Source organism: Kitasatospora sp. NPDC057692 (assembly GCF_042799475.1).
Lineage (GTDB): Bacteria > Actinomycetota > Actinomycetes > Streptomycetales > Streptomycetaceae > Kitasatospora.
In genome coordinates this window covers 247,826-272,494 of the sequence record NZ_JBHVIV010000001.1, presented here as the reverse complement: position 1 = coordinate 272,494, position 24,669 = coordinate 247,826, and the positions used below count along the sequence as shown (strand labels likewise).

General features: G+C 74.0%; 22 protein-coding genes and 2 pseudogenes. 13 read left to right on the top strand and 11 right to left on the bottom strand.

The window, feature by feature from the left end; translation table 11 throughout:
* Positions 1 to 236: 236 nt before the first annotated feature.
* Positions 237 to 677 carry an ATP-binding protein gene (locus tag ACFVFS_RS01120; RefSeq protein ID WP_380618702.1) on the bottom strand — a complete coding sequence of 147 codons (441 nt, stop codon included), beginning with the start codon at positions 675 to 677 and terminating at the stop codon, positions 237 to 239.
* Between the two features lie 217 nt (positions 678 to 894).
* Here ACFVFS_RS01120 and ACFVFS_RS01115 point away from each other — a divergent pair, with 217 nt between their 5' ends.
* From ACFVFS_RS01115 to ACFVFS_RS01095, 5 genes are all read left to right on the top strand, one after another.
* On the top strand, positions 895 to 2,088 hold the full coding sequence (locus ACFVFS_RS01115) for a helix-turn-helix domain-containing protein (protein WP_380618700.1): 1,194 nt from the start codon (positions 895 to 897) through the stop codon (positions 2,086 to 2,088).
* Positions 2,067 to 2,642, top strand: coding sequence for an HD family hydrolase (locus ACFVFS_RS01110; protein ID WP_380618698.1), 576 nt, complete (start codon positions 2,067 to 2,069; stop codon positions 2,640 to 2,642). The genes ACFVFS_RS01115 and ACFVFS_RS01110 overlap by 22 nt, the downstream gene beginning before the upstream one ends.
* Positions 2,643 to 2,978: 336 nt before the next feature.
* On the top strand, positions 2,979 to 3,518 hold the full coding sequence (locus ACFVFS_RS01105; RefSeq protein ID WP_380618696.1) for a flavoprotein: 540 nt from the start codon (positions 2,979 to 2,981) through the stop codon (positions 3,516 to 3,518).
* A 76-nt stretch (positions 3,519 to 3,594) separates the two neighbouring features.
* Positions 3,595 to 4,368: a maleylpyruvate isomerase family mycothiol-dependent enzyme gene (locus ACFVFS_RS01100; RefSeq protein WP_380618694.1), complete on the top strand. Its 774-nt coding sequence runs from the start codon at positions 3,595 to 3,597 to the stop codon at positions 4,366 to 4,368.
* Positions 4,369 to 4,457: 89 nt separating this feature from the next.
* Entirely contained in the window at positions 4,458 to 4,895 is a 438-nt protein-coding gene (locus ACFVFS_RS01095; RefSeq protein ID WP_380618726.1) for an SRPBCC family protein, read from the top strand.
* A 48-nt stretch (positions 4,896 to 4,943) separates the two neighbouring features.
* On the opposite strand, the gene ACFVFS_RS01090 is transcribed toward ACFVFS_RS01095, so the two are convergent.
* A complete protein-coding gene (locus ACFVFS_RS01090; protein WP_380618692.1) occupies positions 4,944 to 6,758 on the bottom strand; it encodes an NAD-binding protein in 1,815 nt (604 codons plus the stop codon).
* Positions 6,759 to 6,958: 200 nt separating this feature from the next.
* Between ACFVFS_RS01090 and ACFVFS_RS01085 the strand changes: the two genes are divergently transcribed.
* Positions 6,959 to 7,558, top strand: coding sequence for an HdeD family acid-resistance protein (locus ACFVFS_RS01085; protein WP_380618690.1), 600 nt, complete (start codon positions 6,959 to 6,961; stop codon positions 7,556 to 7,558).
* Positions 7,559 to 7,627: 69 nt separating this feature from the next.
* Here the strand turns inward: ACFVFS_RS01085 and ACFVFS_RS01080 are convergent, their stop codons facing one another.
* On the bottom strand, positions 7,628 to 9,112 hold the full coding sequence (locus ACFVFS_RS01080; protein WP_380618688.1) for a CoA transferase: 1,485 nt from the start codon (positions 9,110 to 9,112) through the stop codon (positions 7,628 to 7,630).
* Positions 9,113 to 9,181: 69 nt separating this feature from the next.
* On the opposite strand from ACFVFS_RS01080, the gene ACFVFS_RS01075 reads away from it, so the two are divergent.
* A complete protein-coding gene (locus tag ACFVFS_RS01075) occupies positions 9,182 to 9,907 on the top strand; it encodes an MBL fold metallo-hydrolase (RefSeq protein WP_380618686.1) in 726 nt (241 codons plus the stop codon).
* 40 nt (positions 9,908 to 9,947) lie between these two features.
* Here ACFVFS_RS01075 and ACFVFS_RS01070 read toward each other — a convergent pair whose 3' ends face one another.
* Positions 9,948 to 11,207 carry a cytochrome P450 gene (locus ACFVFS_RS01070; RefSeq protein WP_380618684.1) on the bottom strand — a complete coding sequence of 420 codons (1,260 nt, stop codon included), beginning with the start codon at positions 11,205 to 11,207 and terminating at the stop codon, positions 9,948 to 9,950.
* 372 nt (positions 11,208 to 11,579) lie between these two features.
* Here ACFVFS_RS01070 and ACFVFS_RS01065 point away from each other — a divergent pair, with 372 nt between their 5' ends.
* Complete coding sequence (locus tag ACFVFS_RS01065; protein WP_380618682.1) at positions 11,580 to 12,485, top strand: hypothetical protein; 906 nt, start codon at positions 11,580 to 11,582, stop codon at positions 12,483 to 12,485.
* Positions 12,486 to 12,889: 404 nt separating this feature from the next.
* On the opposite strand, the gene ACFVFS_RS01060 is transcribed toward ACFVFS_RS01065, so the two are convergent.
* Both ACFVFS_RS01060 and ACFVFS_RS01055 read right to left on the bottom strand, forming a co-directional pair.
* Positions 12,890 to 13,123 (bottom strand): hypothetical protein, encoded by a 234-nt coding sequence (locus ACFVFS_RS01060; protein ID WP_380618728.1) that lies wholly within the window; start codon positions 13,121 to 13,123, stop codon positions 12,890 to 12,892.
* A gap of 12 nt (positions 13,124 to 13,135) precedes the next feature.
* A pseudogene (locus ACFVFS_RS01055) lies at positions 13,136 to 13,198 on the bottom strand (zf-HC2 domain-containing protein); the annotation flags it as partial.
* A gap of 55 nt (positions 13,199 to 13,253) precedes the next feature.
* Between ACFVFS_RS01055 and ACFVFS_RS01050 the strand changes: the two are divergent.
* The 4 genes from ACFVFS_RS01050 to ACFVFS_RS01035 all read left to right on the top strand — a co-directional run bounded on the left by ACFVFS_RS01050 (position 13,254) and on the right by ACFVFS_RS01035 (position 18,150).
* Positions 13,254 to 13,841 carry a sigma-70 family RNA polymerase sigma factor gene (locus ACFVFS_RS01050; protein WP_380618680.1) on the top strand — a complete coding sequence of 196 codons (588 nt, stop codon included), beginning with the start codon at positions 13,254 to 13,256 and terminating at the stop codon, positions 13,839 to 13,841.
* Between the two features lie 293 nt (positions 13,842 to 14,134).
* Positions 14,135 to 15,592, top strand: coding sequence for an MFS transporter (locus ACFVFS_RS01045; RefSeq protein WP_380618679.1), 1,458 nt, complete (start codon positions 14,135 to 14,137; stop codon positions 15,590 to 15,592).
* Positions 15,593 to 15,648: 56 nt separating this feature from the next.
* The gene (locus ACFVFS_RS01040; RefSeq protein ID WP_380618677.1) at positions 15,649 to 17,010 is read left to right on the top strand and encodes a cytochrome P450; all 1,362 of its coding nucleotides are present in this window, start codon (positions 15,649 to 15,651) and stop codon (positions 17,008 to 17,010) included.
* A 117-nt stretch (positions 17,011 to 17,127) separates the two neighbouring features.
* Positions 17,128 to 18,150, top strand: coding sequence for an L-tyrosine/L-tryptophan isonitrile synthase family protein (locus tag ACFVFS_RS01035; RefSeq protein WP_380618675.1), 1,023 nt, complete (start codon positions 17,128 to 17,130; stop codon positions 18,148 to 18,150).
* Between the two features lie 197 nt (positions 18,151 to 18,347).
* Here the strand turns inward: ACFVFS_RS01035 and ACFVFS_RS01030 are convergent.
* From ACFVFS_RS01030 to ACFVFS_RS01020, 3 genes and pseudogenes are all read right to left on the bottom strand, one after another.
* Positions 18,348 to 19,136 (bottom strand): annotated as a pseudogene (locus ACFVFS_RS01030) (ABC transporter ATP-binding protein); the annotation flags it as partial.
* Complete coding sequence (locus ACFVFS_RS01025; protein ID WP_380618673.1) at positions 19,133 to 20,266, bottom strand: FecCD family ABC transporter permease; 1,134 nt, start codon at positions 20,264 to 20,266, stop codon at positions 19,133 to 19,135. The gene ACFVFS_RS01025 and the pseudogene ACFVFS_RS01030, both read right to left, overlap by 4 nt.
* A 3-nt stretch (positions 20,267 to 20,269) precedes the next feature.
* Positions 20,270 to 21,361, bottom strand: coding sequence for an ABC transporter substrate-binding protein (locus ACFVFS_RS01020; protein WP_380618671.1), 1,092 nt, complete (start codon positions 21,359 to 21,361; stop codon positions 20,270 to 20,272).
* A 183-nt stretch (positions 21,362 to 21,544) separates the two neighbouring features.
* On the opposite strand from ACFVFS_RS01020, the gene ACFVFS_RS01015 reads away from it, so the two are divergent.
* On the top strand, positions 21,545 to 22,381 hold the full coding sequence (locus ACFVFS_RS01015) for a helical backbone metal receptor (protein WP_380618669.1): 837 nt from the start codon (positions 21,545 to 21,547) through the stop codon (positions 22,379 to 22,381).
* A 337-nt stretch (positions 22,382 to 22,718) separates the two neighbouring features.
* On the opposite strand, the gene ACFVFS_RS01010 is transcribed toward ACFVFS_RS01015, so the two are convergent.
* Together ACFVFS_RS01010 and ACFVFS_RS01005 are read right to left on the bottom strand one after the other, a co-directional pair.
* The gene (locus ACFVFS_RS01010; RefSeq protein ID WP_380618667.1) at positions 22,719 to 23,747 is read right to left on the bottom strand and encodes an LD-carboxypeptidase; all 1,029 of its coding nucleotides are present in this window, start codon (positions 23,745 to 23,747) and stop codon (positions 22,719 to 22,721) included.
* A 168-nt stretch (positions 23,748 to 23,915) separates the two neighbouring features.
* Positions 23,916 to 24,669: hypothetical protein (locus ACFVFS_RS01005; protein WP_380618665.1), on the bottom strand; the 754-nt coding region annotated here is incomplete at its 5' end.

Below are 24,669 nucleotides of genomic sequence, written 5' to 3'. Positions count from 1 at the left end.
TTCATCCTTTATTTCGCCCGTTGGTTGTGGTTCGGTTGCGGGGGCCGCGTGGCGCCGCGTACGGGGGGGCGCGACGCGGGCCGTTCAGCGCGAGCGGGTGATCAACACCAGGGCAGCGGTGACGACATGAAAAGCGGCCGCCACCGACACCCCGTACGCGGCCCATACCTGAGCGCGGCCAGGCCCGGGAGGCGCGCCGTGTCCAGACTCGGAATCGCCCCCTGACGGCTTCCCGCTCACCGCACGATCGTCAGGTCGGCATGAACGACCTTCCCGGCCGGTTCGACGGTCGCGCCCCACCGACCTCCGGTCAGGCGATCCACCAGCACCAAGCCCCGGTGGCACTCCTCCTCGGGGGAAGCCCGGATCAGCACCGGTAGAACGCACGAACCGTCGCGCACCGAGATCCGCAAGGTCGCGTGGGAGAGGAATCGAACGGTGACCGTCATCCGCTGTCGGCACCCGGTCTTCGCGGCGTTGGTGACCAGCTCGCTGGCCACCAACACGCCCACGTCGATCACGTGATCCAGCCCCCACCCTGCCAGCGTCTCCCGGAGGAAACGACGGGCCTGGGCCGCCGACTCAGGCAGATAGGGCAGCGATATCTCGACAACCGGAAGCCCAGGGGCCGATCCGGGCCGAGGCAGGGCGTGTGCCCTCAGCAACGCGCGAGCCATGACAACTCCAGGGTGAGCCGGGTCCGCCCATAAGGGGCAAGTACCTGATCTGGCGAGGTTCGGAGCAATCGAGACCGCGAGCTACTGCGCCAGGACTAGGCTGTCCAGGCCACGAACCGGTCTCGCTCTGCATCCACAACGCTACGTGGCGTGATGAATGGTTCCGACGGACCGGTAGTACGAGTTACCCGGCCGACCAACGCCAGCAGGAGTCCTGATGGTCGATCATTCGCAGGCAAAGCGGAGAACAACACTGACCGGTAGTCGGCCTTCGTCTGAGCGTGAGCCGGAAGGTGCCATCGCCGGCCATCTGTTCAAAGTGATTCGCGAGCAGATTCCCCGGACCCAGGAGGAGTTGGCCGAGGAACTCGGCGTGGACAAGAGCACGCTTCAGGGATGGGAGTCCGGACGACGTCCTCTGTCGTCCACCAAGGCCGGCAACCTTGTGGCGATGCGTCGAAGACTGATGCTTCTCGGAGGCCCGCCGGGTTTGGTGGACATGCTTGCGACGGCCATGGACGCCGATCTCCTCCTGGGAGAGATCCTCGGAGCCGACACCACGACTGCTCGGCTCCGCGAGCATCCACTCGCCGGATGGGTACTGACACGGGATACGACCCACATGATCGGATGGGCGGTGAGCGGAGTACTGCCAGGGGTGGTGGCGCCGTACGCGACGACCCCGATCGCACGACGTGGCCCGGTGTCATCATCGCCTCTTCTCGAACCCGCCTTGCGGGCGCGCTTCTTCCAGAAGCTCCGTAGCGCCTCGGAAGCGGCGGAGCGTGCCGGCCCGGACTCCGCTCTCCTACGTCGACAGGCCTGGTATCTCTCCTCGTACGACAGTGGGTGGGATGCTTCCGACTGGTTCGAGGGCTCTCGTCGGAGAGGTGCACTCACGGCCACTGCCGGCTGGTCGCCGCATTGGGCCGAAGCAAGGTCAGTGGCGGCGTCCCTGGCCCGCCAAGGTGATCCAACCCTCTTGAGGGACTTCATCGAAAGATCGATTGCCAACCATGACCGCGCCGAGGCGGCCAACCTGAACTACTGGGCGCACTGGCTCGGGCTGGACCGCCGGCCCCAGCGGGATGACTGCTTCATGACGGAGCACAGTCGACCGGCCTGGGACGCCTCGGCCCTTCTCCGGGAGCTAGCCGTAAGGCTCGACCGGGCTGTCGAGTACACCGACCTGTACGTTCATTCCGTCTGGGCGCTGATCCTCTCCCGCCGAAACCTGGTCGACTCCGATCCCTATGTAGCGCGGGAATTGGCGGGACGGGTTGGTGTCGTCCTGGACGACGGAGCCCTGTCCTCCGAGTCCCGGCGCAAGCTGGAGTGTGTGTACTACGGTCTCCGAGCAAGCGGCTACAGCGTTGAGAGAGGGCTGTCATGGCTGACGACCGACAGGTGAAGGGCACGACGGGGTACCTGTTCGAGGCGGGGATGCTCAAGCGGGCCAAGCGGTCGGGCTGGTGGATCGCCGGCGTGAAGGACCCCGAGACCATCGCGGAGCACTCCTTCCGCACCGGTGTCGTCGGTGCGGTGCTCGCGATGATGGAGGGGGCCGATCCGGCGAAGGTGGCTCTGCTGTGCCTCTTCCACGACACACAGGAGACCCGCGTCGGTGACATCCCGCACATCGGGCGGCGCTACGTCACCGCCGCGGACAACGAGCGCGTCACCGCCGACCAGGTCAGCGCGGCTCACCCGGTCGTTGTGACGGGTGTGCGGGCGATCGTCGAGGAGTACGAGAACGGAGAGAGCCTCGAAGTGGTCGTCGCACACGACGCCGACAAGCTCGAATGCCTGATCCAGGCCGTCGAGTACCGGGAACAGGGATACCAGAACGTCCAGCCCTGGATCGACAGCAGTCTCACCCGGTTGAAGACGGAATCGGCCCGGCAACTCGCCGAGGCGGCGCTCACGATGACTTCACTGGAATGGCAGAAGGTCTACCTGGAATAGCGGTGCCGTCTCTCCGCCCCCGCCGACTGGGATTCGGCGAGTACGGAGAGGCCTCGGGCCCGATCGCGCGAGGCGACCGCTGCTCCGTTCCTCCCGCCGCATCGAGGCCGTTCGAGGCTCCTGGTGGAGGAGGGCCACCCCCGCGTCCGGGCCCTCCACCCCGGCTTGGAGGTGTGCGGGTGTCGGCCATCCAGTGGGCGGGGAGGGGGACTTGGGAGCCGCCGGGTGGGGTAGTGGACACTGTGGAGATCGTTGGGGACGGGGTGCGGCGGGAGGCCGTCATGGTCCGCGCGCTCCGGTGAAGGGCGTGTCCGTCACACAGCGAGGAGTTCGGACTTGGACGAGCACCGTACGCCGTTTCTCTACGTCGTCGTCTGCGCCTCGGCTGTGGCCGGCGGGGTCGGCGCACTGGTCACCGCCGCTCAGGACGAGGGGTGGGAGGTCGGGGTGATAGCCACGCCCAACGCGCTGGGGTTCATCGACGAGGAGTCCGTCGAGAAGCAGACCGGCTACCCGGTCCGCTCCGCCTGGCGCACCCCCGGCAGTCCCCGGCCGATGCCCCCGGCGGACGCCATCGCGGTCGGCTCCGCCACGTTCAACACCATCAACAAGTGGGCCCTCGGGATCACCGACACCCTCGCGCTCGGCATCCTCTGCGAGGCCTACGGGATGGGCGTCCCCATGGCCGCCCAGCCCTTCGTCAACTCCGCCCTCACCGCGCACCCGGCGTACGCGGAGAGCCTCGCGCGGCTCCGCTCGATGGGCGTCCTCATCGCCGACCAGACGCCCCATCCGCCCAAGTCCAAAGCCGCGCGCGACCAGTACGACTGGACCCGCGTCCTCGACCTGCTCCGTCCGGTTCTGCGTTCGCGGTGAGGTCCGGTCGGCCGTCGACCCGTTGGTCCGACAAATTCGCTGTCCGGCGGCCGAAGCCCCGTGATACACAACCGACGTGCAAAACATCTTGGAGTTCCCCGAGGTCCTGCGGCTGATCGAGGACCGCTCGGCCGCGTTCCGCGCCGCGATCGCGTCCGTCCCCGACCTTGACGTCCAGGTCCCGAGCTGCCCGGACTGGACGCTGCGCGAACTGGCGCAGCACCTCGGCGACGGCCGCCGCCGCCAGGCCGCCATCGTCGCGGCGGGCCCGGGCGCCGAGCCTCCGGCGAGGACGGACCCGAAGGGTGCCCCGACCGCGCCCCGCGACCGCGAGGCCCTGGACGCCTGGCTCGCCGAGTCGACCGGGCTCATGCTCGACGCGATGCGCGAGGCCGGCCCGGACCGCGGCTGCTGGACCTGGTGGGGCCGCTCGCAGGCCCCGGAGACCAGCGGAGCCGTGGCCCGGCACCAGATCCAGGAGATCGCCGTCCACACCTACGACGTCCAGCTCACCCTGGGCGCCGCACAGCCGCTGCCGGCGGAGGTCGCGGTCGAGGGCGTCGACGAGTTCCTGACGACCGTCTCGGCGACGACCGTCCCCTGGCCGTTCAAGCCGGCGACCATCGACCTGCACGCGACCGAGGGCCGTTCCTGGCGTCTGACCCTCGACGCCGACGGCGTCCGCTGCGCCGACCTCGCCGCCGACGCGGAGCCGGCCGACCTGGCGATGCGCGGCGCGGCGAACGACCTGGTCCTCTACTTCTACGCGCGCATCCCGCTCGACGTCCTGGAGATCACCGGCGACACCACGCCGATGGAGCAGCTGGCGGACTGGGACCCGAACGCGTAGAGCGCCCACTGACGACCCCGCCGGCGGCCCGTCCGAGCCGCGCCCGTCGGCTCCTCCTCGCCGGACGGCCTTAGGGTGCCGGGGGGAACATCCGACACACGGGGAGTACGGTCATCGCCACCATCGTTCAGGACATCGTGATCGAATCCTCCGCCGAGGACGTCTGGGACGCGGTCCGGGACGTGGGGGCGGTGCACCGGCGGCTCGTTCCGGGCTACGTCCTCGACGTCCGGATGGACGGCGACACCCGGTACCTGACCGTGCCGCCCGGTGACGCGGTCGTCCGGGAGCTGATCGTCAGCGTGGACGACGGGCTGCGCCGTCTCGCCTATTCGGCGGTCGAGGGGTTCCGGATTCCGCTCACCCACCATCACGCCTCCTTCCAGGTGTTCCCCGAGGGGCCCGGGCGGTGCCGGCTGGTGTGGACCACCGATGTGCTGCCGCACGAGATGGCCGAGCAGGTGCGGCCGCGGGTCGTCCGGGGGGCCGAGGTCATGAAGGAGACGCTGGAGCGGCAGCGGGCCTGATCGGCCATCGCGTGCGGCGGTCAGCTCTCGGCCGTCAGCTCTCGGCCGTCAGCTGTCGGCCGTCAGCGTGGTGTTGAGGCGGGCGAGGCCGCTGCGGGTGGCGGCCACGACGACGCTGTCGCCGGGTTCGAGGGTGCGGGTGCGGTCGGCGTACCGCCACTGGTAGAGCGCCGGGTTGCGGGCCAGGCGGACGGCGAGGACGCGGATGCCGCCCTGCTCCTCCAGGTCGTGGCGGTTGAGGCCGATCAGGCCGGTGCCCAGTTCGGCGGGCAGTTCGGCGATGAGCAGCACGTGGCGGAACACCGAGAGGGTGCCGAGGACTTCGCGGCCCATCAGGGCGGCGGCGAAGGCCGGGGCGGCGAGGTAGGAGGTGGAGCGCGAGGCGACGTTGCCCAGGGTGGCGTAGACGTGGCTCGCGAAGCCGTCGTCGAAGAGGCGCAGGACCACCCGGACGTCGGGCCGCACCGCGCGGGCCTCCAGGGCGGCCTCCAGGTTGGTGGCGTCGTCGCCGCTGACGGCGACCACCGCGCGGCTGTGCTTGACCCGGGCCCGGCGCAGCTGTTCGGCGAGCGGGCCGTCGTCGACGACGACCGGGACGCCGAGGGCGCGGACGGCGGAGATGCCGCGGGCCTGCGGGTCGCTCTCCAGGCCGACCACGGGCACGCCCAGGCCGTGCAGTTGGCCGACCACCCGGGTGCCGACGTTGCCGAGGCCGACCACGATGACGTGGTCGCGGGTGCCGACACCGGGGTTGCGGGGTTGGCCGCGCCGGCCGGAGGCGAGCACCTCGACCACGATGGCGGTGGCGACCGGGGCGAAGGTGATGCCGCAGAAGGTGATCACGACCTGGGCGACCCGCTGCCAGGTGCCGCCGGTGCCGGAGCCCTCGCCGCCTCCCGGCTGATCGGGCTGGGCCGCCCCGGCGAGGTCGAGCAGCGAGGTGTAGAGCGTCCAGGCGAAGTTCCCGTTGAGGTGCCAGAGCAGCCCGAAGGCGAGCAGCACCGCGACCAGGGCGGTGATCAGCATCAGCCGGAGCCGGGCGCTGGTGAAGAACCGCAGGGTGTCGAGCAGTCTCCAGCGCAGCCGCCGCCACCAGGCGATCCGTACGGTGGGTTCGCTCCGGAGGGTCTGCAGGGCGGCGATGCCGCCGGGTTCCGGGTCTGGCTCGGTGGCTCCGGCGGCGAGGCGGGCGTCCGCGCCGGAGCGGATCGGCCCGTCGTCGCCGAACTCCCTGGCCAGCCGGACGTAGGAGGCGGAGTCGCCCTCCTGGTCGGGCAGCAGCCGGATCCGGCCGAGGTCGTGGCGGTCGATCCGGTCGGCGACGATGCAGAGCCGGTCGGACTGGATGTCTTCCTCGAAGGCGATGTGCAGGAAGCGGTCGCCGACCTGGACGGAGTGGGGCCGGGAGAGGGCGGCGTCGGCGAAGGCGGGGGCGGCGGTGGCGGAGCCGGAGAGCGCGGCGCCGTTCCTGAGCAGGTGTTCGATGTGGGCGCCGAGCCGCTGGTTGAACATCCGCAGGACGATGCGAATGTCGGGGTTGTGTTCCTGGGCGGACAGGGCGGCGTGGATGTTCCCCTGGTCGTCGCCGTCGACGAAGGCGATGCCGCGCGCGGTCTCGACGCGGACGGCGCGCAGCGCCTCCTCGGTGACGCTGCTGTACTCGACGACGGCGGCGACGCCCTCCAGCTGTTCGATCCGGGGTGCGTGGTCGCGCGTGCGGTCCGGGACGAGGACGACGACCGGTACGTCGTAGTGCTCGACGAGTTCGACGGCCAGGCGGTGGGCGAGGGCGTTGCCGCCGCAGACGATGTAGTGCTGGCTGATCGGCTCGACCGGAGGGGTCCCCCACCCTTCAGAAGTCATATCGCCGGATCTTATCGACGTTGGGTGAGGCGGAGGTGGCGTTCCGGCGATCCCAGGGGAAACCCGTTCGATCGCCCGAACGGGTGTATTGAGCGCGCGGACGGCGGCGTACGCGGCGATCGTGGGGAGCGCTCGCCCGTCCGCGCGCCGACGGTGCCCGCTCGCACGCCGGGGCGCCCGCTCCCCTGGAGGACGCCACCGTGGTTTCCCCGATCATCACCCCCGACGGCTCCCCGGTCCAGGGCCCGCTCGGGCTGCTCGCCAAGGCCGCCTGGCAGGTCCTGCTGATCGCCGGACTGGTCTCGCTCGGCCTCGGGATCGTCGTGTTCGTCTGGCCGGAGGAGACACTGCTGGTGGTCGGCGTGCTGTTCGGCGTCTATCTGCTGGTCATCGGCATCGTGCAGCTGGTCGCCGCGTTCGGCACGCACGCCACGACCGCGATGCGGGTGCTGGCGTTCATCAGCGGCACGCTCTGCGTGCTGCTGGGCCTGCTGTGCTTCCGCAGCGCGGCGCGGTCGCTGCTGCTGCTCGCGATCTGGATCGGCATCGGCTGGCTGTTCCGCGGGATCACCCAGCTCGTGGCCGCCCTCTCGGACGAGACCATGCCGGCGCGCGGCTGGCAGGCGTTCGCGGGCGTGGCGAACACCCTGGCCGGGGTGCTGCTGATCGTCTGGCCGGTCGGGTCGATCACCGCGCTGACCGTTCTGGCGGGCTGCTGGCTGCTGATCCTGGGGCTGATCGAGATCGTGACGGCCTTCCAGGTGCGCAGCACCGCGAAGCGGATCCCGTCGGGTGTCTGAGCGCGCCGGTCCGGTCCGGTGGAGTGGGCCGGTCCGGCGCCGTCCGAGGGCGCCGGACCGGCCGGGCGTTCAGTGCCAGGCCGGCGCGTCCGTGCCCCAGCGCCCCGGCGGGCGCGTCCAGTCCGCCGGTGCGCCCGCGTAGCCGACGGGCGGCAGCGCGTACCGGAGCCGGCCGTACGGCGCGTCGGTCTCGGTGAGCCAGCGGGCGGGGTCGTAGGGCTCGTCGTTGGGCAGCACGTGCGGGTCGGCGGTGGGGGCGATGCCGTGCAGCAGCCAGGAGGCCGTGCCGGCCAGGGAGTAGCGCAGGTGGCGCCCGCCGGGCCGGACGGTGCGCTGCCCGGTGAGGGCGCGCAGCACACCGGCCGCGACGAGGTAGCCGGTGCCGTGGTCGAGGGCCTGGGCGGGCAGGGCGCCGGGGCGGCCGTCGGCGCCCGCCTCGACGACGGCGATGCCGCAGCCCGCCTGGACCAGGCTGTCGAAGCCGCGCCGCCCGGCCCACGGGCCGGTCCAGCCCCAGGCGTTCAGCTGGACGACGACCAGGCCCGGGCGGCGGGCGAGCAGCGCGTCGGGGGCCAGCCCGTACGCGTCCAGCGTGTCGGGGCGGTAGCCGGTGACGACGACGTCGGCGGTGGCGAGCAGCTCCTCGAAGGCGGCCCGGCCGGTGCCGTCGGCGAGGTCGAGGCGGGCGGAGCGCTTGCCGAAGCCGGTGTCGGCGTGGGCGTCCTCGGCCTCGGGCAGGTGCGGCGGGTCGAGGCGCAGCACGTCGGCGCCGAGCAGGGCGAGGGTGCGGGTGGCGACCGGGCCGGCGATCACCCGGGTGAGGTCGAGGACGCGGATCCCGGCGGCGGGCCGGTCGACGGGGGCGGGGGCCAGCGGCCGGGGCGCGGTCTCGTCGGCGGCGCGGACCTCGACCAGGGGAAGCGTGGTGGCGCGGACCGGCGCGACGGCGACGGCGAGCGCCCCCGCCGCGTAGGCGCGCTCCTGAACGGCCGCGGCCGGCAGCTCGCGCAGCACGGCGGCGAGCCGCTCGGGCCCGGTGTCCTCGGGCAGGCCGAGGGCGGTGAGCAGCCGGTCGCGGTGGTGGGGGTAGTTGGCGTGGGTGCGCAGCCAGCCGTCGGCGGTCGGCCAGAAGCCGGAGAGCGGCGCGAAGGAGACCGGGGCGCGCCCGTCGATCCGCAGGTGGCGCTCGCTGACGAAGGCGGTGGCGACGGCGCCCTGGTCGATCCGCACCCGCGGCACGGGGCCGCCGGAGCGCAGTGCGGCGAGTTCGGCGGCGGCGAGCGAGCAGGCGGCGACGGTGGCCCGGGCGAGGCGCCGCACGGGCAGGCGGGAGGGCAGCACGGCGTCGGGGCCGTGGAAGGAGACCCGCTCCAGGAGCGCGGACGGCCCGCCGAGGGCGTGCCAGGCGTCGGCGGTGGGCCCGTCGAGGGCCGGCGCGGCGGCGGGCCCGTCGGCGGTGGACCGTACGGCGGGCCCGTCGGGGACGGCGGGCGCGGCGGCGGGGGTCGGCCGGTGGGTGGGGCCGGAGGGTGCGGGGAGCGGACGGTCGGTCATATCGGCATTGTGCGCCGCGCCGTGGGTAGGCGCAGTGACGTCGGCCACCAGACCCCCGGGAGGACCCGCTTGGCCAGCACCCGCACCGACCGTCCGCCCGCTGTCCGGCGGCTCGACCTCGGCTACTTCGTCCGCCCCGCCGGGGAGGCGGGCAACCCCGAGCCCCGGGTGGAGCCGGTTCTGGCGTACCTGGTACGCCGTCCGGAGGGGCTGCTGCTGTTCGACACCGGCCTCGGCGAGGGCGACCCGGAGGCCGACGCCCACTACCGCCCGGTGCGGCGGCCGCTGGCGGCGGCGCTCACGGCGGCGGGTGTGGCCCCGGGCGACCTCGACGTGGTCGTCAACTGCCATCTACATTTCGATCACTGCGGCGGCAACCCGCTGCTGGCCTGGGTGCCCGTGTGGGTGCAGGCCGCGGAGCTGGCGGAGGCCCGGGCGGGCGGCTACACGATCGACGCGCTGGTGGACTTCCCGGGTGTCCGCCATCAGGAGCTGGACGGGGAGGCGGAGGTGTGGCCGGGTGTGCGGGTGGTGCCGACGCCCGGGCACACCGCCGGGCACCAGTCACTGGTGGTGGCCGGGCCGGACGGCTGCACGGTGCTGGCGGGTCAGGCGCACGACACGGCGTCCGCGTACGGCGCGGCGGTGCTGGCGCGGCGGGCGGCCCGGGAGGGCGTGGTCGGCGCGCCGCTGCCCGGGTGTCCGGCCTGGCTGGACCGGCTGGCGGCGTTCGGCCCCCGCCGGGTGCTGTTCGCGCACGACCACGCGGTGTGGGAGCCGGCCGAGGCGGGGTGAGGCGCAGGACCGTCCTGCGGGTTCGACGGGTTCGACGGGTTCAGAAGGTGAAGCGGAGCGCGCGGATCCGGTGGTCGAAGCTGGACGGGACGAACTCCGGCTCACCGACCGAGCGGGCCCCGGGGAGCCGGGTGAACAGCTCCCGGTAGAGCACCTTCATCTCCTGCCGGGCGAGGTGCGCGCCGAGGCAGTAGTGCGGCCCGCCGCCGCCGAAGCCGAGGTGGGGGTTGGGGCTGCGGGTGATGTCGAAGGCCTCGGGGTCGGTGAACACGGTCTCGTCGCGGTTGGCGGAGCCGTAGTAGAGCACCACCTTCTCCCCCGCCCGCAGCAGCGGGCCGTCGGGGCCGCCGAGCCGGTGGTCGACGGCCAGGGTGCGGCGGAACTGGATGATCGGTGTGGAGTGGCGGACTATCTCGTCGACGGCGCCGCCGAGGTGCCCGCCGAGGTCGCCGAGGAGCAGGGCGCGCTGCTCGGGGTGGGCGGTGATCAGGTGGAGGCCGTGCGCGAGGGCGTTGCGGGTGGTCTCGACCCCGGCGACGAGCAGCAGGGAGAAGAAGGCGCCGAGTTCGCGGCCGGTGAGGCGGCGACCGTCGACGTCGGCGGTGACCAGCGCGGAGATCAGGTCGTCGGTCGGCCGCCGGCGGCGTTCGCGGCCGAGGTCGGCGACCATGCCCTGCATCCGGGCCAGGGCCCGCAGCCCGCGGCCGGGCATCCGGATCCGCTGGCGCAGCGGGCGCTGGACGCCGGTGTGCTCGGAGGCGTGGTCGACCTGGTCGAGGATGGCGCGGCGCGGTTCCTCCGGGATCCCCATCATGTTGCAGATCACCCGGAAGGGGAGCTCGGCGGCCACCGCGTTGACGAAGTCCGCGGGGCGCTCGCGCTCGACCCGGTCGACCAGCTCGGTGGCGACCAGGCGGATGTCGTCCTCGACCCGGGAGATCAGGCGCGGGGTGAAGGCCCGGGAGACGATGCGGCGCAGCTGGGCGTGCCGGGGGTCGTCCAGGTTCACCATCGAGTCGCCGAACAGGAGGCGGACCCAGCGGGCCGGTTCGGGGGTGGTGACGCCGGGTCCGCTGAGGAAGACGTCCGGGTTGCGGCTGGCCTCGACGACGTCGGCGTGCCGGACGAGGGCGTGGAAGCCCGGGGCGCCGCCGAAGCGGGCCGGGGCGGGCAGGCGGCGCAGCTCGGCGAAGGCGGCGGCGCGGGCGCGGTCGGGCAGCCGCCAGAACGCCGGGTCGGCGAGGTCGGCGAGGTCGGTGGCGGGCGCCGGAACGGCGGCCTCGGGTGCGGTGGTGTCCATGCCTGGTCTCCTGTCTCCTGCCGCCGTCCGTCCCCTGCCGCCGTCGGCGTCCGTGTGTGCGACATCACATCCAGAGCGTCACATTCAGTACGGATCAGCACGGACGGTGTCAAACCGATATGACGGGATGAAGAGCATCCTTCGGCCCCCCGTTCGGCGGACCGCGGCACGGCAGCCCCTCGCGCACCGTCGGGATCCGGCCAGCACACCGTCACCGTCCGCACCAGCGCCCCCGACCCCGCGTGGGCGGCGTCGGTGCCCGAACGACTTGCCCGGAGGGACCGTCCCCGAGGGGGCGGGACGTGCGCGGGCAGGGACGGAACCGGCCAATACCGGAGGGTGCGGTACAGGTCGGCGGAGGCGGGTGCGACGATGAGTGTCATTGTGATGACCGACCGGATCCGCTCGCTGCGCGCCGTGGTCTTCGCCGCGCTCTGCGTGGCGCTGGCCGCCACGGCGCACGTCACCATGGCCGGTTCCGGGGTGTCCGCCCCGGTCCTGGTGGGCGCGTTCGGTCTCACCCTCGGCGTCACCTGGCTGCTGGCCGGCCGGCGGCGGGGGCTCGTGGTGATCAGCTGCTGGATGGTGGCGGCGCAGACGGCGCTGCACCTGACGTTCCAGCAGGCGGGCTCGCTGTTCGGAGCCGGCGGCCTCTCCGGCGGGCAGCGGACGGACTGGGCCTCGCTGCTGCTGTGCAATCCGGACGCGACGCCCACCGGGCTGTCCTCGGACGACCTGGCGCTGATGGCCGGGCTGGACCCGGACGTCCCGCCGACCGGCGCCGCGGCCGTCGCCCATGCGCACGGCACGGCCGGAACCGCCGGCCTGCCGTCCGCCGCCGGCTCCGGGGCGACCGGGCACGGCGGCATGGGCGGGACGGCCGACCTGACCGGACTGACCGGGAGCACCGGCGCGGGCGGGTCGAGCGGTATGGGCAGCGCGGGTGGCATGAGTGGCATGAGTGGCCACGACATGGCCGCACACGGCATGTCGACCGGCATGATCACCGCCCACGTGGTCGCCGCGCTGGCCTGCGCGCTGCTGCTCTGGCGCGGCGAGACGGCGCTGGTGCGGCTGTTCGAACTGCTCGGCGCGCTGGGCTCGGTGCTGGCGGGGGCGCTGCTGGCGCCGCTGTTCGTCCTGTTCGCCCGGGCGACCGGCTACCTGCCGCCGGACGCGCCCAGACCCGTCGGCCACCGGGCCCGGCTGCCTCGGTCGGTGCTGCTCTCACAGGTCCTGGTCCGTCGCGGGCCCCCCGTGGCCGCGTTCGCCCGCTGACGCGCCCGCCGCCGCTTCCGGACACCGCCGGTGTCCGCCGCGCGGTGGGCAGGTCGCCCCGCGCCGCAGCCACGCCGCCGGGTACCGCCGCCCGCCCCCGGACGACCGCCGACCGATCGCGCACCACCGCCCCCGCGCCTGCCGCCGGGAGTGCCGTGGGCCGCGCGGCCGGCCGGTGCGCCGGGGCCGGGGTCGCGCCGGTACCGGCGGAGGCCGCGGCCGTCGGGGCCCGGGCCCGTGCCGCGCCGACCGTCCCCACCGCTCCGGCGGCCGGGGCCGGGGGCGCGCGGCCGCCCACCAGACGCCGACGGTGCCGCCCGCAGCGGCATCGCACCCGGTCTTCTCCTCAGGACACCTTCATGCCTGACTTCGACGGCGCACCGGCTTCGCCCGGCGCCACCGTCCTACCGCGTCCGCCCGTCGTCCCCCTGCCCGGGACGGCCCTCTCCGACTCCCGCCTCCTCGACCCCGCCGGGGCCGACCGCCCCGGGGGCCTCCGCGCCCAGGCGTGCGAGGAGCTCCGCCGTCCAGTCCGCCGACGGCTCGCCGGCCCCGCCTGCGAGCAGCGGGCCGCGCAGTCGCTCCGCCCGCTCCAGCCACTCCCGGCACGCCGCGCACCGCGCGACGTGCTTGTCCAAGCGACGGTCCGGCACACCGGCCGGTTCGCCGTCGAGGCGGGCGGACAGAGCGGTACGGAGTTGCGCGCATCTCATATGACCATCGTCCCGCACCTCCTCCGGGCTGGGACCGACCGGGTGGGGGACCGTCGTGGATGACGAGCAGCTGACCGCACTCGCCCTGGCCGCCCGCGAAGGCCGGTCCGCCGATGTCGAGGCCTTCGTCCGGGCCACCCAGCGGGACGTGTGGCGGTTCGTCGCCCACCTCACCGACGTGCAGTCCGCCGACGACCTCGCCCAGGAGACCTTCCTGCGGGCCCTGCGCAGCCTGCCCGGGTTCGCCGGGCGCTCCTCCGCCCGCACCTGGCTGCTTTCCATCGCCCGGCGGACCGTCATCGACCGCTACCGCACCGCCGCCGCCCGGCCGCGCTGCGCCGCCCTGCCGGACTGGCAGGAGGCCGCCGAACGGCAGGGCACCGCGCCCGCCGCGGGCTTCGAGGACGGCGTGGCGCTCGGCGACCTGCTGGACCGGGTGCCCGCCCAGCGCCGCGAGGCCTTCGTGCTCACCCAGGTCGTCGGCCTGAGCTACGCCGAGGCCGCCGAGGTGGCCGGATGCCCCGTCGGCACCGTCCGCTCCCGGGTCGCCAGGGCCCGTGAGGAGCTGATAGCCCGGCTGCGGGCGGCCGAGGCCGGGGAGCCGGCGTCGGCCTCGTCCGCCGAACTGGCGACGGTCGGCTGAGGAGGCGGCGACGCGCCGACGGCGACACCGGCCCGCTGACGGATGACAGCTGACAGCTGACAGATTTCAGAATCTGTCAGCTGTCAGCTGTTATCTGTTATCCGTCAGCTGTCATTTGTCAGCCGAGGGGCGCTCGGCGCGGGCGGGCAAGATCGGCCACCGCCGCCAGGATCCGGCCAAGCCGTAAAAATCCCCCACCTGTTCGGAACTCGAACCCGGCCGCCTCCGACTGCTGTACCGGACGCCGCCGTCGAGGTGGCGTCCGGACAGCACGGGGGAACGGAGGATGGCCCATGGCAACGCAGCAGTCGCCCGCAACCAGCACACCGGGTGACAGCCCGGCCGGGGCGGCGGTGGACCGCTGGAGTCTGGTCTTCGCCGCAGGCCTGATCTCCTTCGTCGCGATGCTCGACATGAACGTCGTCAACCTCGCCCTCACCGACATCGCGAACGCCCTCGACGTCTCCCCCACCACCGCCCAGTGGGCCGTTCTCGGCTACCAACTCCCGCTGGTGGCCCTGCTGCTGCCCGCCGGACGGTGGCTGGACCAGGTCGGCCTGCGCGCCGCCCTGCTGCTCTCCGTCGGCTGCTTCGCGCTCTGCAGCGCGCTGGCCGCCGCCGCGCCCTGGGCGAGCTGGCTGATCGCCGCCCGCCTCGCCCAAGGCGCCTTCGGCGCCGTGCTGTTCGTCCTCATGCCGGTCCTCGCCGCCACCGCCGTCCGCCCGGAGCTGCGCGGACGGGCGATGAGCGTGCCCGCCACCCTGGGCCCGCTCGGCGCCGTCCTCGGCCCGGTGGTCGGCGGCCTGCTGCTAGACCACGTCGGCTGGCGGGCGATCTTCCTGGTCAAGTTGCCGATCTGCCTGGCCGCCTGGCTGATCGCCCACCGCGACGCCCCGCGCACCGGCGGGCGCCTGCGGCTGCCCGACCGCGGCTCGCTGGGCGATGCCGCGCTGATCGGCTCGGCGATCGCCGCCGTCCTGCTCGGCCTCACCCTCGCCCCGGACGCGCCGCTCTGGCTGCTGCTCGCGCTGCCCTCCGTCCCGCTGGTGCTGTTCTGGCTGCGCCGCCCCGGCGGACGCCCGGTCGCCACCGTGCTGCGCGCCTCCGGCACCGCCGCCGTCAACGGTTCGGTGCTGGCGCTCGCCGCCGGCTTCGCCGCCAACCACTTCCTGCTCGCCCAGTACCTGCGCCGGGAGGACGGCGAGAGCGCGACCGGCACCGCGCTCACCATGCTGGCGTTCCCGCTCGGCATGGTGGTGGCCGGCCGCTTCGGCGGACGGCTCGCGGACCGCTGGGGCGCCCGCCCGACCGCGATCACCGGCGCCGCCGTGACGGCGCTCGGCATGCTGCTGATCATCCCGGTGGACACCGACTGGTCCTCGCCCGACATCGCCTGGCGGCTCGCCGTGGCCGGCGTCGGCATGGGCCTCAACGGCGGCCCCGTCCAGGCCCTGGTGATGACCTCGGCCCCGCCGGACCAGCTCGCCACCGCCGGCTCGGCCGTGCAGCTCTCCCGCAGCCTCGGCTTCGCCCTCGGCCCCGCGCTGGGCACCGCCGCCACCCTGTACGGCGCCACCGAGATCGCCGGCGTGCGGGCCGGCCTCACCCTCGCCGCCGTCGCCGCCACCCTCGCCGTGGCCCTCCTGACCCTGCACCACCACACCACCAAGGGCCCCGGGCCCACCAACCGCACCAAGAGCACCACCACCAGCACCACCGAGAAAGACCGGACGATCGGCAGCCCGGCGTGACGGAACGTCATCACCCGGACTGCACACGGCAGATCCATACCGGAGGAACAACCGCAATGACCGACACCGTCCACGACCCGACCGCGGCGGGCGAGGCGCCCGACGGGCCCCGCTGCCCGTTCGGATACGACGAACTCCCCGATCCCGTGCCGCTGTTCGGAACGGAGTACAAGAGCGACCCCTACCCCCTCTACCAGCGGATGCGGGCCGCCGGCCCCGTCCACCGGGTGACCTTCCCGAGCGGCGTCGGCGCCTGGCTGGTCACCGGCTACAAGGCCGCGCACGAGGCGCTCAACGACCCCCGGCTCGGCAAGAACCACGAACTCGGCAACGACGAGTGGCGCCGGCTCGCCTCGATCATGCCCGAGCCGCAGCACTCGCAGCTCCAGGCGCATCTGCTGCACCAGGACCCGCCGAAGCACACCACCATGCGCAAGCTCGTCCTGGACGCCTTCTCACCGCGCCGGGTGGAGTCACTGCGCCCGCGCATCCAGGAGCTCGCCGACGCCCTGATCGACGAGCTGCCGCCGACCGCCCCGGCCGGCGGCAGCGACCTGGTGGCCGGCTTCGCGGCCCACTACCCCTTCCGGGTGCTGGCCGAAGTGATCGGCCTCCCGCATGAGTTGGCCGTCAAGTTCGACCGCGACTGGGGCAAGGTGGTGCAGCCGGTCGGCCCGCAGGACCCAGGTCGACCGGCGTACGAGGGCCGGCTGCGCGGTCTGCAGGCCTACATCGCCGAGGTGGTCACCCACAAGCGCGCCACCTACGACCCCGCCGGGCCCGACGTGGACCTGCTCGGCCGCCTCGTCGCCGCCTGCGACGCGGGCGAGTTGAGCCCCGAGGAGCTCGACTCGATGGTGTTCCAGCTGCTGGTCGCCGGCCAGGAGCCGGTCACCAACCAGATCACCACCATGCTGATCACCCTGCTGCGCCACCCCGATCAGCTCGACCGGCTGCGCGCGAGCCTCGACCCCGACACGCCCACCGCCGAACCCGGCCTGCTCACCCGGGCGATCGAGGAACTGCTGCGCTACGACGGCGCGTTCGAGCTCACCACCTGGCGCTTCTTCGCCGCGGACAGCGACCTGCACGGCACCACCGTCCCGGCCGGCGACTCGGTGATCGTCTCGCTCGGCGCCGCCAACCGCGACGAGGCACAGTTCACGGACACCGACGTCCTGGACTTCGACCGCTCCCCCAACGCCCACCTGGCCTTCGGCCACGGCATCCACTTCTGTCCCGGAGCCGCCCTGGCCCGGGCCGAGCTCCAGATCGCCATCGGCGCCCTGCTCACCCGACTGCCCGGGCTCCGCCCGTCCGTCGCCGACGACGAGCGCATCGACGCGCTCGCCTGGGTGCCCGCCGTCCTGGCCCGCGGGGTGAACCGGCTCCCGGTCGCCTACGACCGGCGGATCTGAGCGCCTGCGAAGGGGCGACCACGCTTCTCCCTGCACCCGCCACAGCGTCCCGGCGAACACCGCCGGGGCGTGGCTCCGCCTGCCCGAAGCCCGTTCACCGTTCCATGGAGGACCACCATGCCGCCCGCCGGCACCGTCACCGACAACTCCAGCAACCGCCAGGCCGACAGCAACGAGAGCGACGTGACCAGCGCGCAGACCACCACCGGGTACACCGTTCCCGACCAGCAGACCGTCGCCCGGCTCTCCGCCGAGATCGTCGACCTGCTGCTCCCGCACCGCCGCGCCTCCGACCCCGAGGTCGACGCCACCCCCGCCGACTTCCCGCTCCAGCTGGAGCAGGTCGCGGACTTCATCACGGCCGGGGACCCGATCCTCTTCACCCTCCCCGGGTTCCCCTGCAAGTCCCCCAACCTCGCCAAGGTGCTCGGCCACCTGCCCGACGAGGGCGAGCGGCTCTCGCTCACCTTCCTCAACGGGCTCGCCGAGGAGATCGGCAAGCTCTACGAGCCCGGCGCCAAGATCCTGATCTGCTCCGACGGCCACATCTTCGGTGACCTCATCCACGTGCCCGACGACCACATCGACCAGTACTCCGACGAGCTGACCGCGATGATCGAGCGCGAGGGCCTGGCCCACCTCGACACCTTCGACCTGCGGGCCGTCCTCGGCGACCTGCCCTTCGACGAGAAGCGCGCCCGGGTGCACGCCCAGTACGCGCCGACCAAGGAGGAGCTGCGCGAGCAGGTGCTGACCGACGAGGAGACCGCGAAGCTCTATCGCGGCATCACCCGCTTCCTCACCGAGGACACCTTCGGCTGGACCGGCACCAAGTCCGCCCTGCAGAAGGACTGCCGCCAGCGCGCCTACGGCGTCATCCAGCGCAGCCGCGCCTGGGGCGACCTCATCGCCGAGCAGCACCCCCGCTCGTTCCGGCTCTCCATCCACCCGCAGAAGGTCGGCGTGCTGAAGTTCGGCATCCGGCTGCTGGAGCACGCGGACATGTGGATGACGCCGTGGCACTCCTCGGTGCTCCACCGCCAGGACGACGGGTGGGAGCTGCTGCGCAGCGAGGAGGCCGCCAAGGCCGGCCGGCTGGTCGAGCGCAACGGCCGCCCGAGCCACTACGAGACCTCCTGACGCTCGACGGACGCCGGGGCGGCGGCGGCCGGGTGTCCGGCGGACGCCCGCAGCCCCGCCCCGGACAGCGGCGCGCCCGCCTCCGGGACGGCCACGTCCGGCCCGTCCACGCCCGGCAGCTCGACGCCGGGTCCGTCCACGGCCGGCACGTCCCGTCCCGGGGCCGCCGCTGAACCCCGCGCGCCCGGCCCCGGCACTCCCGGGCCGGGCGCGCAGGCCGGCGTGCGGTGGTCGAACGCGATCAACGGATCACCCGTCAACGGGTGTTCGACCACCGCCGCCCGCACGCCGAACACCTCGGCGAGCAGCTCGGCGGTCAGCACCTCGCGCGGCTCCCCCGAGGCGACCAGGGTGCCGCGGTGCAGCACGTGCAGCCGGTCGCACACCGAGGCGGCCGCGTTCAGGTCGTGCAGCGCGACCAGCGTGGTACGCCGCTGTTCGCGCAGCAGCGCGAGCAGCTCCACCTGGTGCCGCACGTCCAGGTGGTTGGTCGGCTCGTCCAGCACCAGGACGTCCGGCTGCTGCGCCAACGCCCTTGCCAGCAGCACGCGTTGCCGCTCCCCGCCGGAGAGCTGGGCGAACCGGCGGTCCGGCGCGTGCGCCATGCTGACCCGGTCCAGCGCCTCGGCGACCAGCCGGTGGTCCTCGGCGTCGTCCTTGGCGAAGGCCCGCTTGTACGGGGTGCGGCCCATCGCCACCACCTCGCGGACGGTCAACTCGAAGTCCCCGCCGCGCTCCTGGGGCAGCGCCCCGATGTGCCGGGCGGACTGTGCCGGGCTCAGCTCCGACAGCTCCCGCCCGGCCAGCAGCACCCGGCCCGCGCTCGGCCGCAGGTGCCGGTACACGGTGCGCAGCAGGCTGGACTTGCCGCTGCCGTTGGGACCGACCAGGCCGGCGATCTCGCCCTCCTTGGCGACCAGGTGGACGCCGGCCACCACGGTCCGCCCGGAGAGGGCGACGCTCACGTCTTCGACGGCGATTCTCAATTCCGCTCCAGTCGTCGGTCCAGCAGGTAGAGCAGGGTGGGCGCGCCGAGCAGGGCGGTCACCACGCCGATCGGCACCTCCTGGCCGTCGAGCGCGGTGCGGGCGAGCAGGTCGACGACCACCAGCAGCACCGCGCCGGTGAGGGCGGAGAGCGGCAGCAGCCGGCGGTGGTCGCCGCCGACCAGCAGCCGGCACACGTGCGGGACCATCAGCCCGACGAAGCCGATCGCCCCGGAGACGGCGACCAGGACCCCGGTGAGCACGCTGGTGACGGCGAAGATCTCGCGGCGCAGCCGGGCGACGTCGATGCCGAGCCCGGCCGCCGTCTCGTCGCCCATCAGCATCGCGTTCAGCCCCCGGGCACGGCCCTGGAGCAGGACCGTACCGAGGACCACGGCGCCTGCGGGAACCGCGAGTTGGCCCCAGGTGGCGCCGCTCAGGCTGCCCATCAGCCAGAACAGCACACCCCGGGTCTGCTGCTCGTCGCCGGTCTGCAGGACGAGGTAGCTGGTGAGGCCGGTGAGGAACTGGCCGATGCCGATGCCGGCCAGCACCAGGCGTAAGGGGGAGAACCCTCCGCCGCGCCGGGCCAGCACCCACACCAGCGAGAACGCGGCGAGCGCGCCGAGGAAGGCGGCCACCGAGACGGTGATCCCGGCGATGCCGCCGATGGTCAGTTCCAGGCCGAGGCCGCTGCCGAGGACGATCACGCCGACCGCGCCGAGCGAGGCCCCGGAGGAGATGCCGAGCAGGAACGGGTCGGCGAGCGGATTGCGGACCAGGGCCTGCACGGCGGTGCCGACCACGCCGAGGCCGGCGCCGACGACGGCCGCCAGCAGGGCGCGCGGCACGCGCAGTTGCCACACGATGAGGTCCCGGGTGCCGGGCGCCGGGTGCCGGCCGGTGAGCCGGCGGCCGACCACCTCCCACACCTCGCCGGGCGGGATGTCCACGGCGCCGAGCGAGACGGCGGCGGTCAGCGCGACGACCAGGGCCGTGGTGAGCACGACGGCGAGCGGTCCGGCGCGCAGCGAGCGGACGCGCTTGCGCCCTGCGGGCGCCTCGGCCGGCGGCTCGGCGGACGCCCCGGGGGGTGTCCCGGCGGCGGTGGCGGCGGTGGCCCGGGCCATCGCCTACTGCCCGTTCTTCACGAGCGCCGGGTGGATCGTCGCGGCGATCTGCCGCACGGTGTCGGCGGTGCGGGTCCCGGCGATCGTGGTCACCTCGGAGCCGATCCGCAGGAAGTGCCCCTCCTGGACGGCCTTCAGGCCCTGGGTGGCCGGGAACCCCTTGAGGAACGCCTCGGCCTCGTCGAAGGCCTTGCGGTTCGCCTCCTCGCTGCCGCGGTTGCGCACCGCGAGCTGGATCCAGTCCGGGTTCTTCGCCACCACGTCCTCCCAGGAGACGGGCCGGAAGTCGGCGTCGCAGTCGGCGAACACGTTGCGCGCGCCGGCCAGGGTGATCACGGCGTTGGCGACCTGCTTGCCGCAGACGGCCATCGGTTGCTTTGTACCGGCGTCGAAGTCGAAGAGGAAGTACCCGGGACGCTGCTCCTCCGGTACGCCCGCGGTGGCGTTCTTGACGTCCGTGATCTGCTTCTCCATCGCGCCGACGAGTTCCTCGGCCCGGGCGGACGTCCCGGTGACCGCGCCGAGGCGGCGGACGTCCTCTTCGACGGCGGCGAGGTCGGTGCGCGGCCCCTGGGCGGCCTTGGGGCCGGTGGCGCAGGCCGTGGAGAGCAGCAGCACGTGCTGGATGGCGGCCGCCTTCAGCTCCTCCTCGGTCGGCCCGGCGCCCGCCGCCCCCATCCCCGGCATCGGCCCGAAGGTGTCCACGTAGAGGTCGGCGCCGGAACCGAGCAGCTTCTCCTTGGGGATCAGCGTGTCGCCCAGCACGGGCACCTTCGCGCCCTGGTCGGCCACGGCCGCCGGCAGGCTGCCCTTCCCGGGCGGGAACCCGGTGCCGATGACCCGGTCACCGGCGCCGAGTTGGAGCAGCATCTCCAGCCCGGCCGCGTCGCTGGTGACGATCCGCCTGGGCGCCTGCTTGACATCGGTCTCCCGTCCCGCGCAGTCGGCGACCTTGACCGGGAAGGCCCCGCCAGCGCCCGCCTGGGCGCTCGTACCACCCCCGGCGCCGTCCCCGCCGCCGTCACCACCGCCGGAGCATGCCGTGGCGAACAGGGCGACGGCGGCCGCGATACCGCAGAAGACGCGAGGGCGCATCAGTAACTCTCCTGGTCAATGGTTGTGCTCGGGTTCGTCCTGTGAACCCGTTCAGTAGTCGGCCGCTGTGCCCTGCCGGTTCCCGGGAGTTTGCCCGTCCGGGCGCCGATCGGGGCAGTGGCGGGGCGGCGGGCGGGGCGACGGCGCGGCGGCGCGGGCGGTCGGGGTGGTTAGGGTGGTGGGATGACGTCCCTTCCCGCTCCCGGCGGCCCGGTGGTCGACGACCTCGGGGCTGCGGTGCCGCTCGGTACGGGGCCGGTGCGGCGGGTGGTGTCGCTGGTCCCCTCGCTGACCGAGGCGCTCGCCGCGACCGCGGACGGGCTGCTGGTCGGCGCCACCGACTGGTGCAGCCACCCGGCCGGCCTCGCCGACCTCCCCGTCGCCCGGATCGGCGGCACCAAGAACCCGGACGTGGCCAGGATCGCGGCGCTCGCCCCGGACCTCGTGATCGCCAACGACGAGGAGAACCGCCGCCCCGACCTGGACGCCCTGCGAGCCGCCGGCCTGCCCGTCTGGGTCACCGACATCCGCACCCTCGACCAGGCGCTCCATTCGCTGGACCGGCTGCTCACCGTCGGCTGCGGACTCCCCCGCCCGCCCTGGCTGGACGCCGCCGGGGCCGCCTGGGCCGAGGTCCGCCCGCTCTCCGGGGAGGCCCGCCGGGCGGTGGTGCCGATCTGGCGCCGCCCGTGGATGGTGCTCGGCCACGACACCTTCGCCGGCGACCTGCTGCGCCGCCTCGGACTGCGCCTCCCGCACGCCGAGGACCCGTCCCGGCCCGAGCGCTACCCCGCCGTCCCGCTACCCGAGCTGCTCGCCGCCCGCCCCGACCTGGTCGTCCTGCCCGACGAGCCCTACCGCTTCACCGCCGACGACGGCCCGGAGGCCTTCCCGGGCATCCCGTCCGCCCTGGTGAGCGGCCGCCACCTCACCTGGTACGGCCCGTCCCTGGTCGAGGCCCCGACCGTCCTGGCGGACCAACTGGCCCGGGCGGTTCAGCCGGCTCCCCCCGCCGCCTAGACCCACCCCTCGTCGAGGTGGACGGTCCAGGTGTCCCGCACCGCCCGTCCGAGTGCGACCAGGGAGGCCACGGCCGCGGCCTCCGCCGGCGTGTCGGACAGCCGCAACGGTGCGTCCGGAACGCCCGGTCGCGTGCAGGTCTCCGCCCGTCGTTGCCGTCGAAGGCGTGCAGTGGCAGCCCGGGACCGCGGCCGAACCAGGTCGGGCGGTTGTCCTCCGCCCAGGCGGCCGCGGCGTCGACACGGTCCAGGTGTGCCAGGAGGTACTCGGGGGCCGGACCAGTCCCACGCGAGGCCGGACCGGGCCGGGCCGGGCCGCGGTCGTGCGGCCTCCTCGCTCAGCGCGGGGTGACGGCCGGTTCGTCCAGGCTCAGGGCGCGGGCGGTGGCGTCGACGGTGGCGCGGACGCCGAGCGGCAGGGGCAGGTTGGGTCCGGCGTGGCCGAGGTCCACCTGGCCGAGCACCGGCAGCGGGCGGTCGCCCAGCACGTCGAGCACGACCTCGCGCAGTGACGGCACCGGCGCGCCGTCCGCGCAGCCGGCCGCGGTGACCCGGTGCGGCACGCCGACGACCAGTCCGGCGATCCGGTCGAACACGCCAGACATCCGCAGCAGGTGCAGGTCCTGCCAGACGGCGGACAGCGGCCGTTCCACCTCCTCCCAGAACAGCACCGCCCCGTCGAAGCGCTCGGTGGGCAGGGCGAAGGGCGTCGCCTGGAGCGCGACCAGCCGCCCCAGCAGGCCGCCGAGCAGCGGTCCGGCGGCCCGGCCGGGCCGCCAGCACTCCCAGCCGCCGGGGGCGCGCAGTCCGGGCAGCGGTCCGAGCGGGACCGCCGGGTCGGTGAGGGCGCGGCGGTAGAGGCCGGTGAGCGTCGTGGCGGCCGTGGCGCGGGCGCCGTCGTCCGCCGCGGTGTGCCAGGAGCCGCCCAGCCCGTAGGTCGCCATGTCGCCGTGGAGACCGGCCAGACCGGTGCGGGCGTGCAGCGCGAGCAGGAGCAGCGAGACGTCGCTGCACCCGAGCACCGGCTTGGGGTCCGCGCGGACGGCGTCGACGTCCACCCGGTCCAGCCAACCGGCGACGGCCTGCCCGCCGGTGTGGGCGACGATCGCCCGGACCTCGGGGTCGCGCAGCAGCCGGTTGAACTCCTCGGCCTGCGCCTCGGGCCCGGCCGCCGCCCACCAGCGGCGCCGCCCCGGCTCGGCCAGCGGCGTACGGCGCACGCGGAAGCCCATGGCCCTGAGGGTGGCGACGCCCCACTCCAGCAACGGCACGGCGTCGGCCTCCAGCGGTCCGGCGGGCGCCGCGACGGCGACGAGGTCGCCCGGGGCGAGGGCGCGGGGACGCAGGACGTCTGGCACGGGGGGCACGGGGGGCTCCGCTCTGTCGGCGACGGTCCGGGTTGATCGGTTCCCCGACCGTCGCCGAGTCTCAACAGCTCACGCCCGTCCGGCAATCGGATTTCGGTGGGTGGACACGCGGGAAGGCCCCGGGACGCGGTCGGTGACCGTGTCCCGGGGCCTTCCTCCCGGAGTCCGTCAGCCGCGCGCGGCGGTGACGGCGGCGCCCAGCGCCTCCTTGATCCGCGGCCCGAGGCGGGCGAAGCCGAGCTCCTTCATCGCCGCCCGCAGCAGCTCCTCGTCACTCCGCTCGACTCCGTCGCCGTCGACCCAGCGCACGATCGCCAGCAGCTCCTCCGCCGAGTAGGCGGTCACCGGCCGACCCGGCGTGAAGTCCGGCTTCTCCGGCCGCGCACCGGCCTCGGGGGCGGGCTCGGAGGCGGGCTCGGGCTCCTCGGCGGCGGGCTCCTCGGCGGCCTCGGCCACCGGCTCGCCCGCGGCCTCGGCCGGGGCCTCGACAGCGGGCTCAGCGACGGGCTCCGCGACAACCTCGGCCACCGGCTCAGCGGCGGGCTCGGCCTCGACCTCAACCGGCGTCTCGGCAACCGGCTCGACCACAATCTCAGCAACAGCCTCGGTCCCGGCCTCCGCCACCGGCTCCGCGACCGGCTCGGGAGCCGTCTCGACCTCGACCTCGATCTCGACGACCGCCTCAACGACCTCGTCAGCCGAAACCTCGACCACCGGCTCAACCACGGCCGGAGCCCCGGCAACCGGCTCGACGGCGGTCTCCGCTACGGCCTCGACCACGACCTCCGCCACCGGCTCGGGAACCGTCTCGACCTCCACCTCGGCAACCTCGGCGGCCGCTTCCTCTACGGCGGCCTCCGCGGCCTCGGCCTCGATCTCGACGACCTCGTCGGCCGGGACCTCGTCAGCCGACTCAACCGCA

Excerpts from the sequence above, each read along its gene's own strand:
- ACFVFS_RS01120 (WP_380618702.1), bottom strand. The coding sequence starts at position 677 with ATGGCTCGCGCGTTGCTGAGGGCACACGCCCTGCCTCGGCCCGGATCG.
- ACFVFS_RS01115 (WP_380618700.1), top strand. The coding sequence starts at position 895 with ATGGTCGATCATTCGCAGGCAAAGCGGAGAACAACACTGACCGGTAGT.
- ACFVFS_RS01110 (WP_380618698.1), top strand. The coding sequence starts at position 2,067 with ATGGCTGACGACCGACAGGTGAAGGGCACGACGGGGTACCTGTTCGAG.
- ACFVFS_RS01090 (WP_380618692.1), bottom strand. The coding sequence starts at position 6,758 with ATGACTTCTGAAGGGTGGGGGACCCCTCCGGTCGAGCCGATCAGCCAG.
- ACFVFS_RS01080 (WP_380618688.1), bottom strand. The coding sequence starts at position 9,112 with ATGACCGACCGTCCGCTCCCCGCACCCTCCGGCCCCACCCACCGGCCG.
- ACFVFS_RS01070 (WP_380618684.1), bottom strand. The coding sequence starts at position 11,207 with ATGGACACCACCGCACCCGAGGCCGCCGTTCCGGCGCCCGCCACCGAC.
- ACFVFS_RS01065 (WP_380618682.1), top strand. The coding sequence starts at position 11,580 with ATGAGTGTCATTGTGATGACCGACCGGATCCGCTCGCTGCGCGCCGTG.
- ACFVFS_RS01045 (WP_380618679.1), top strand. The coding sequence starts at position 14,135 with ATGGCAACGCAGCAGTCGCCCGCAACCAGCACACCGGGTGACAGCCCG.
- ACFVFS_RS01040 (WP_380618677.1), top strand. The coding sequence starts at position 15,649 with ATGACCGACACCGTCCACGACCCGACCGCGGCGGGCGAGGCGCCCGAC.
- ACFVFS_RS01035 (WP_380618675.1), top strand. The coding sequence starts at position 17,128 with ATGCCGCCCGCCGGCACCGTCACCGACAACTCCAGCAACCGCCAGGCC.
- ACFVFS_RS01025 (WP_380618673.1), bottom strand. The coding sequence starts at position 20,266 with ATGGCCCGGGCCACCGCCGCCACCGCCGCCGGGACACCCCCCGGGGCG.
- ACFVFS_RS01020 (WP_380618671.1), bottom strand. The coding sequence starts at position 21,361 with ATGCGCCCTCGCGTCTTCTGCGGTATCGCGGCCGCCGTCGCCCTGTTC.
- ACFVFS_RS01015 (WP_380618669.1), top strand. The coding sequence starts at position 21,545 with ATGACGTCCCTTCCCGCTCCCGGCGGCCCGGTGGTCGACGACCTCGGG.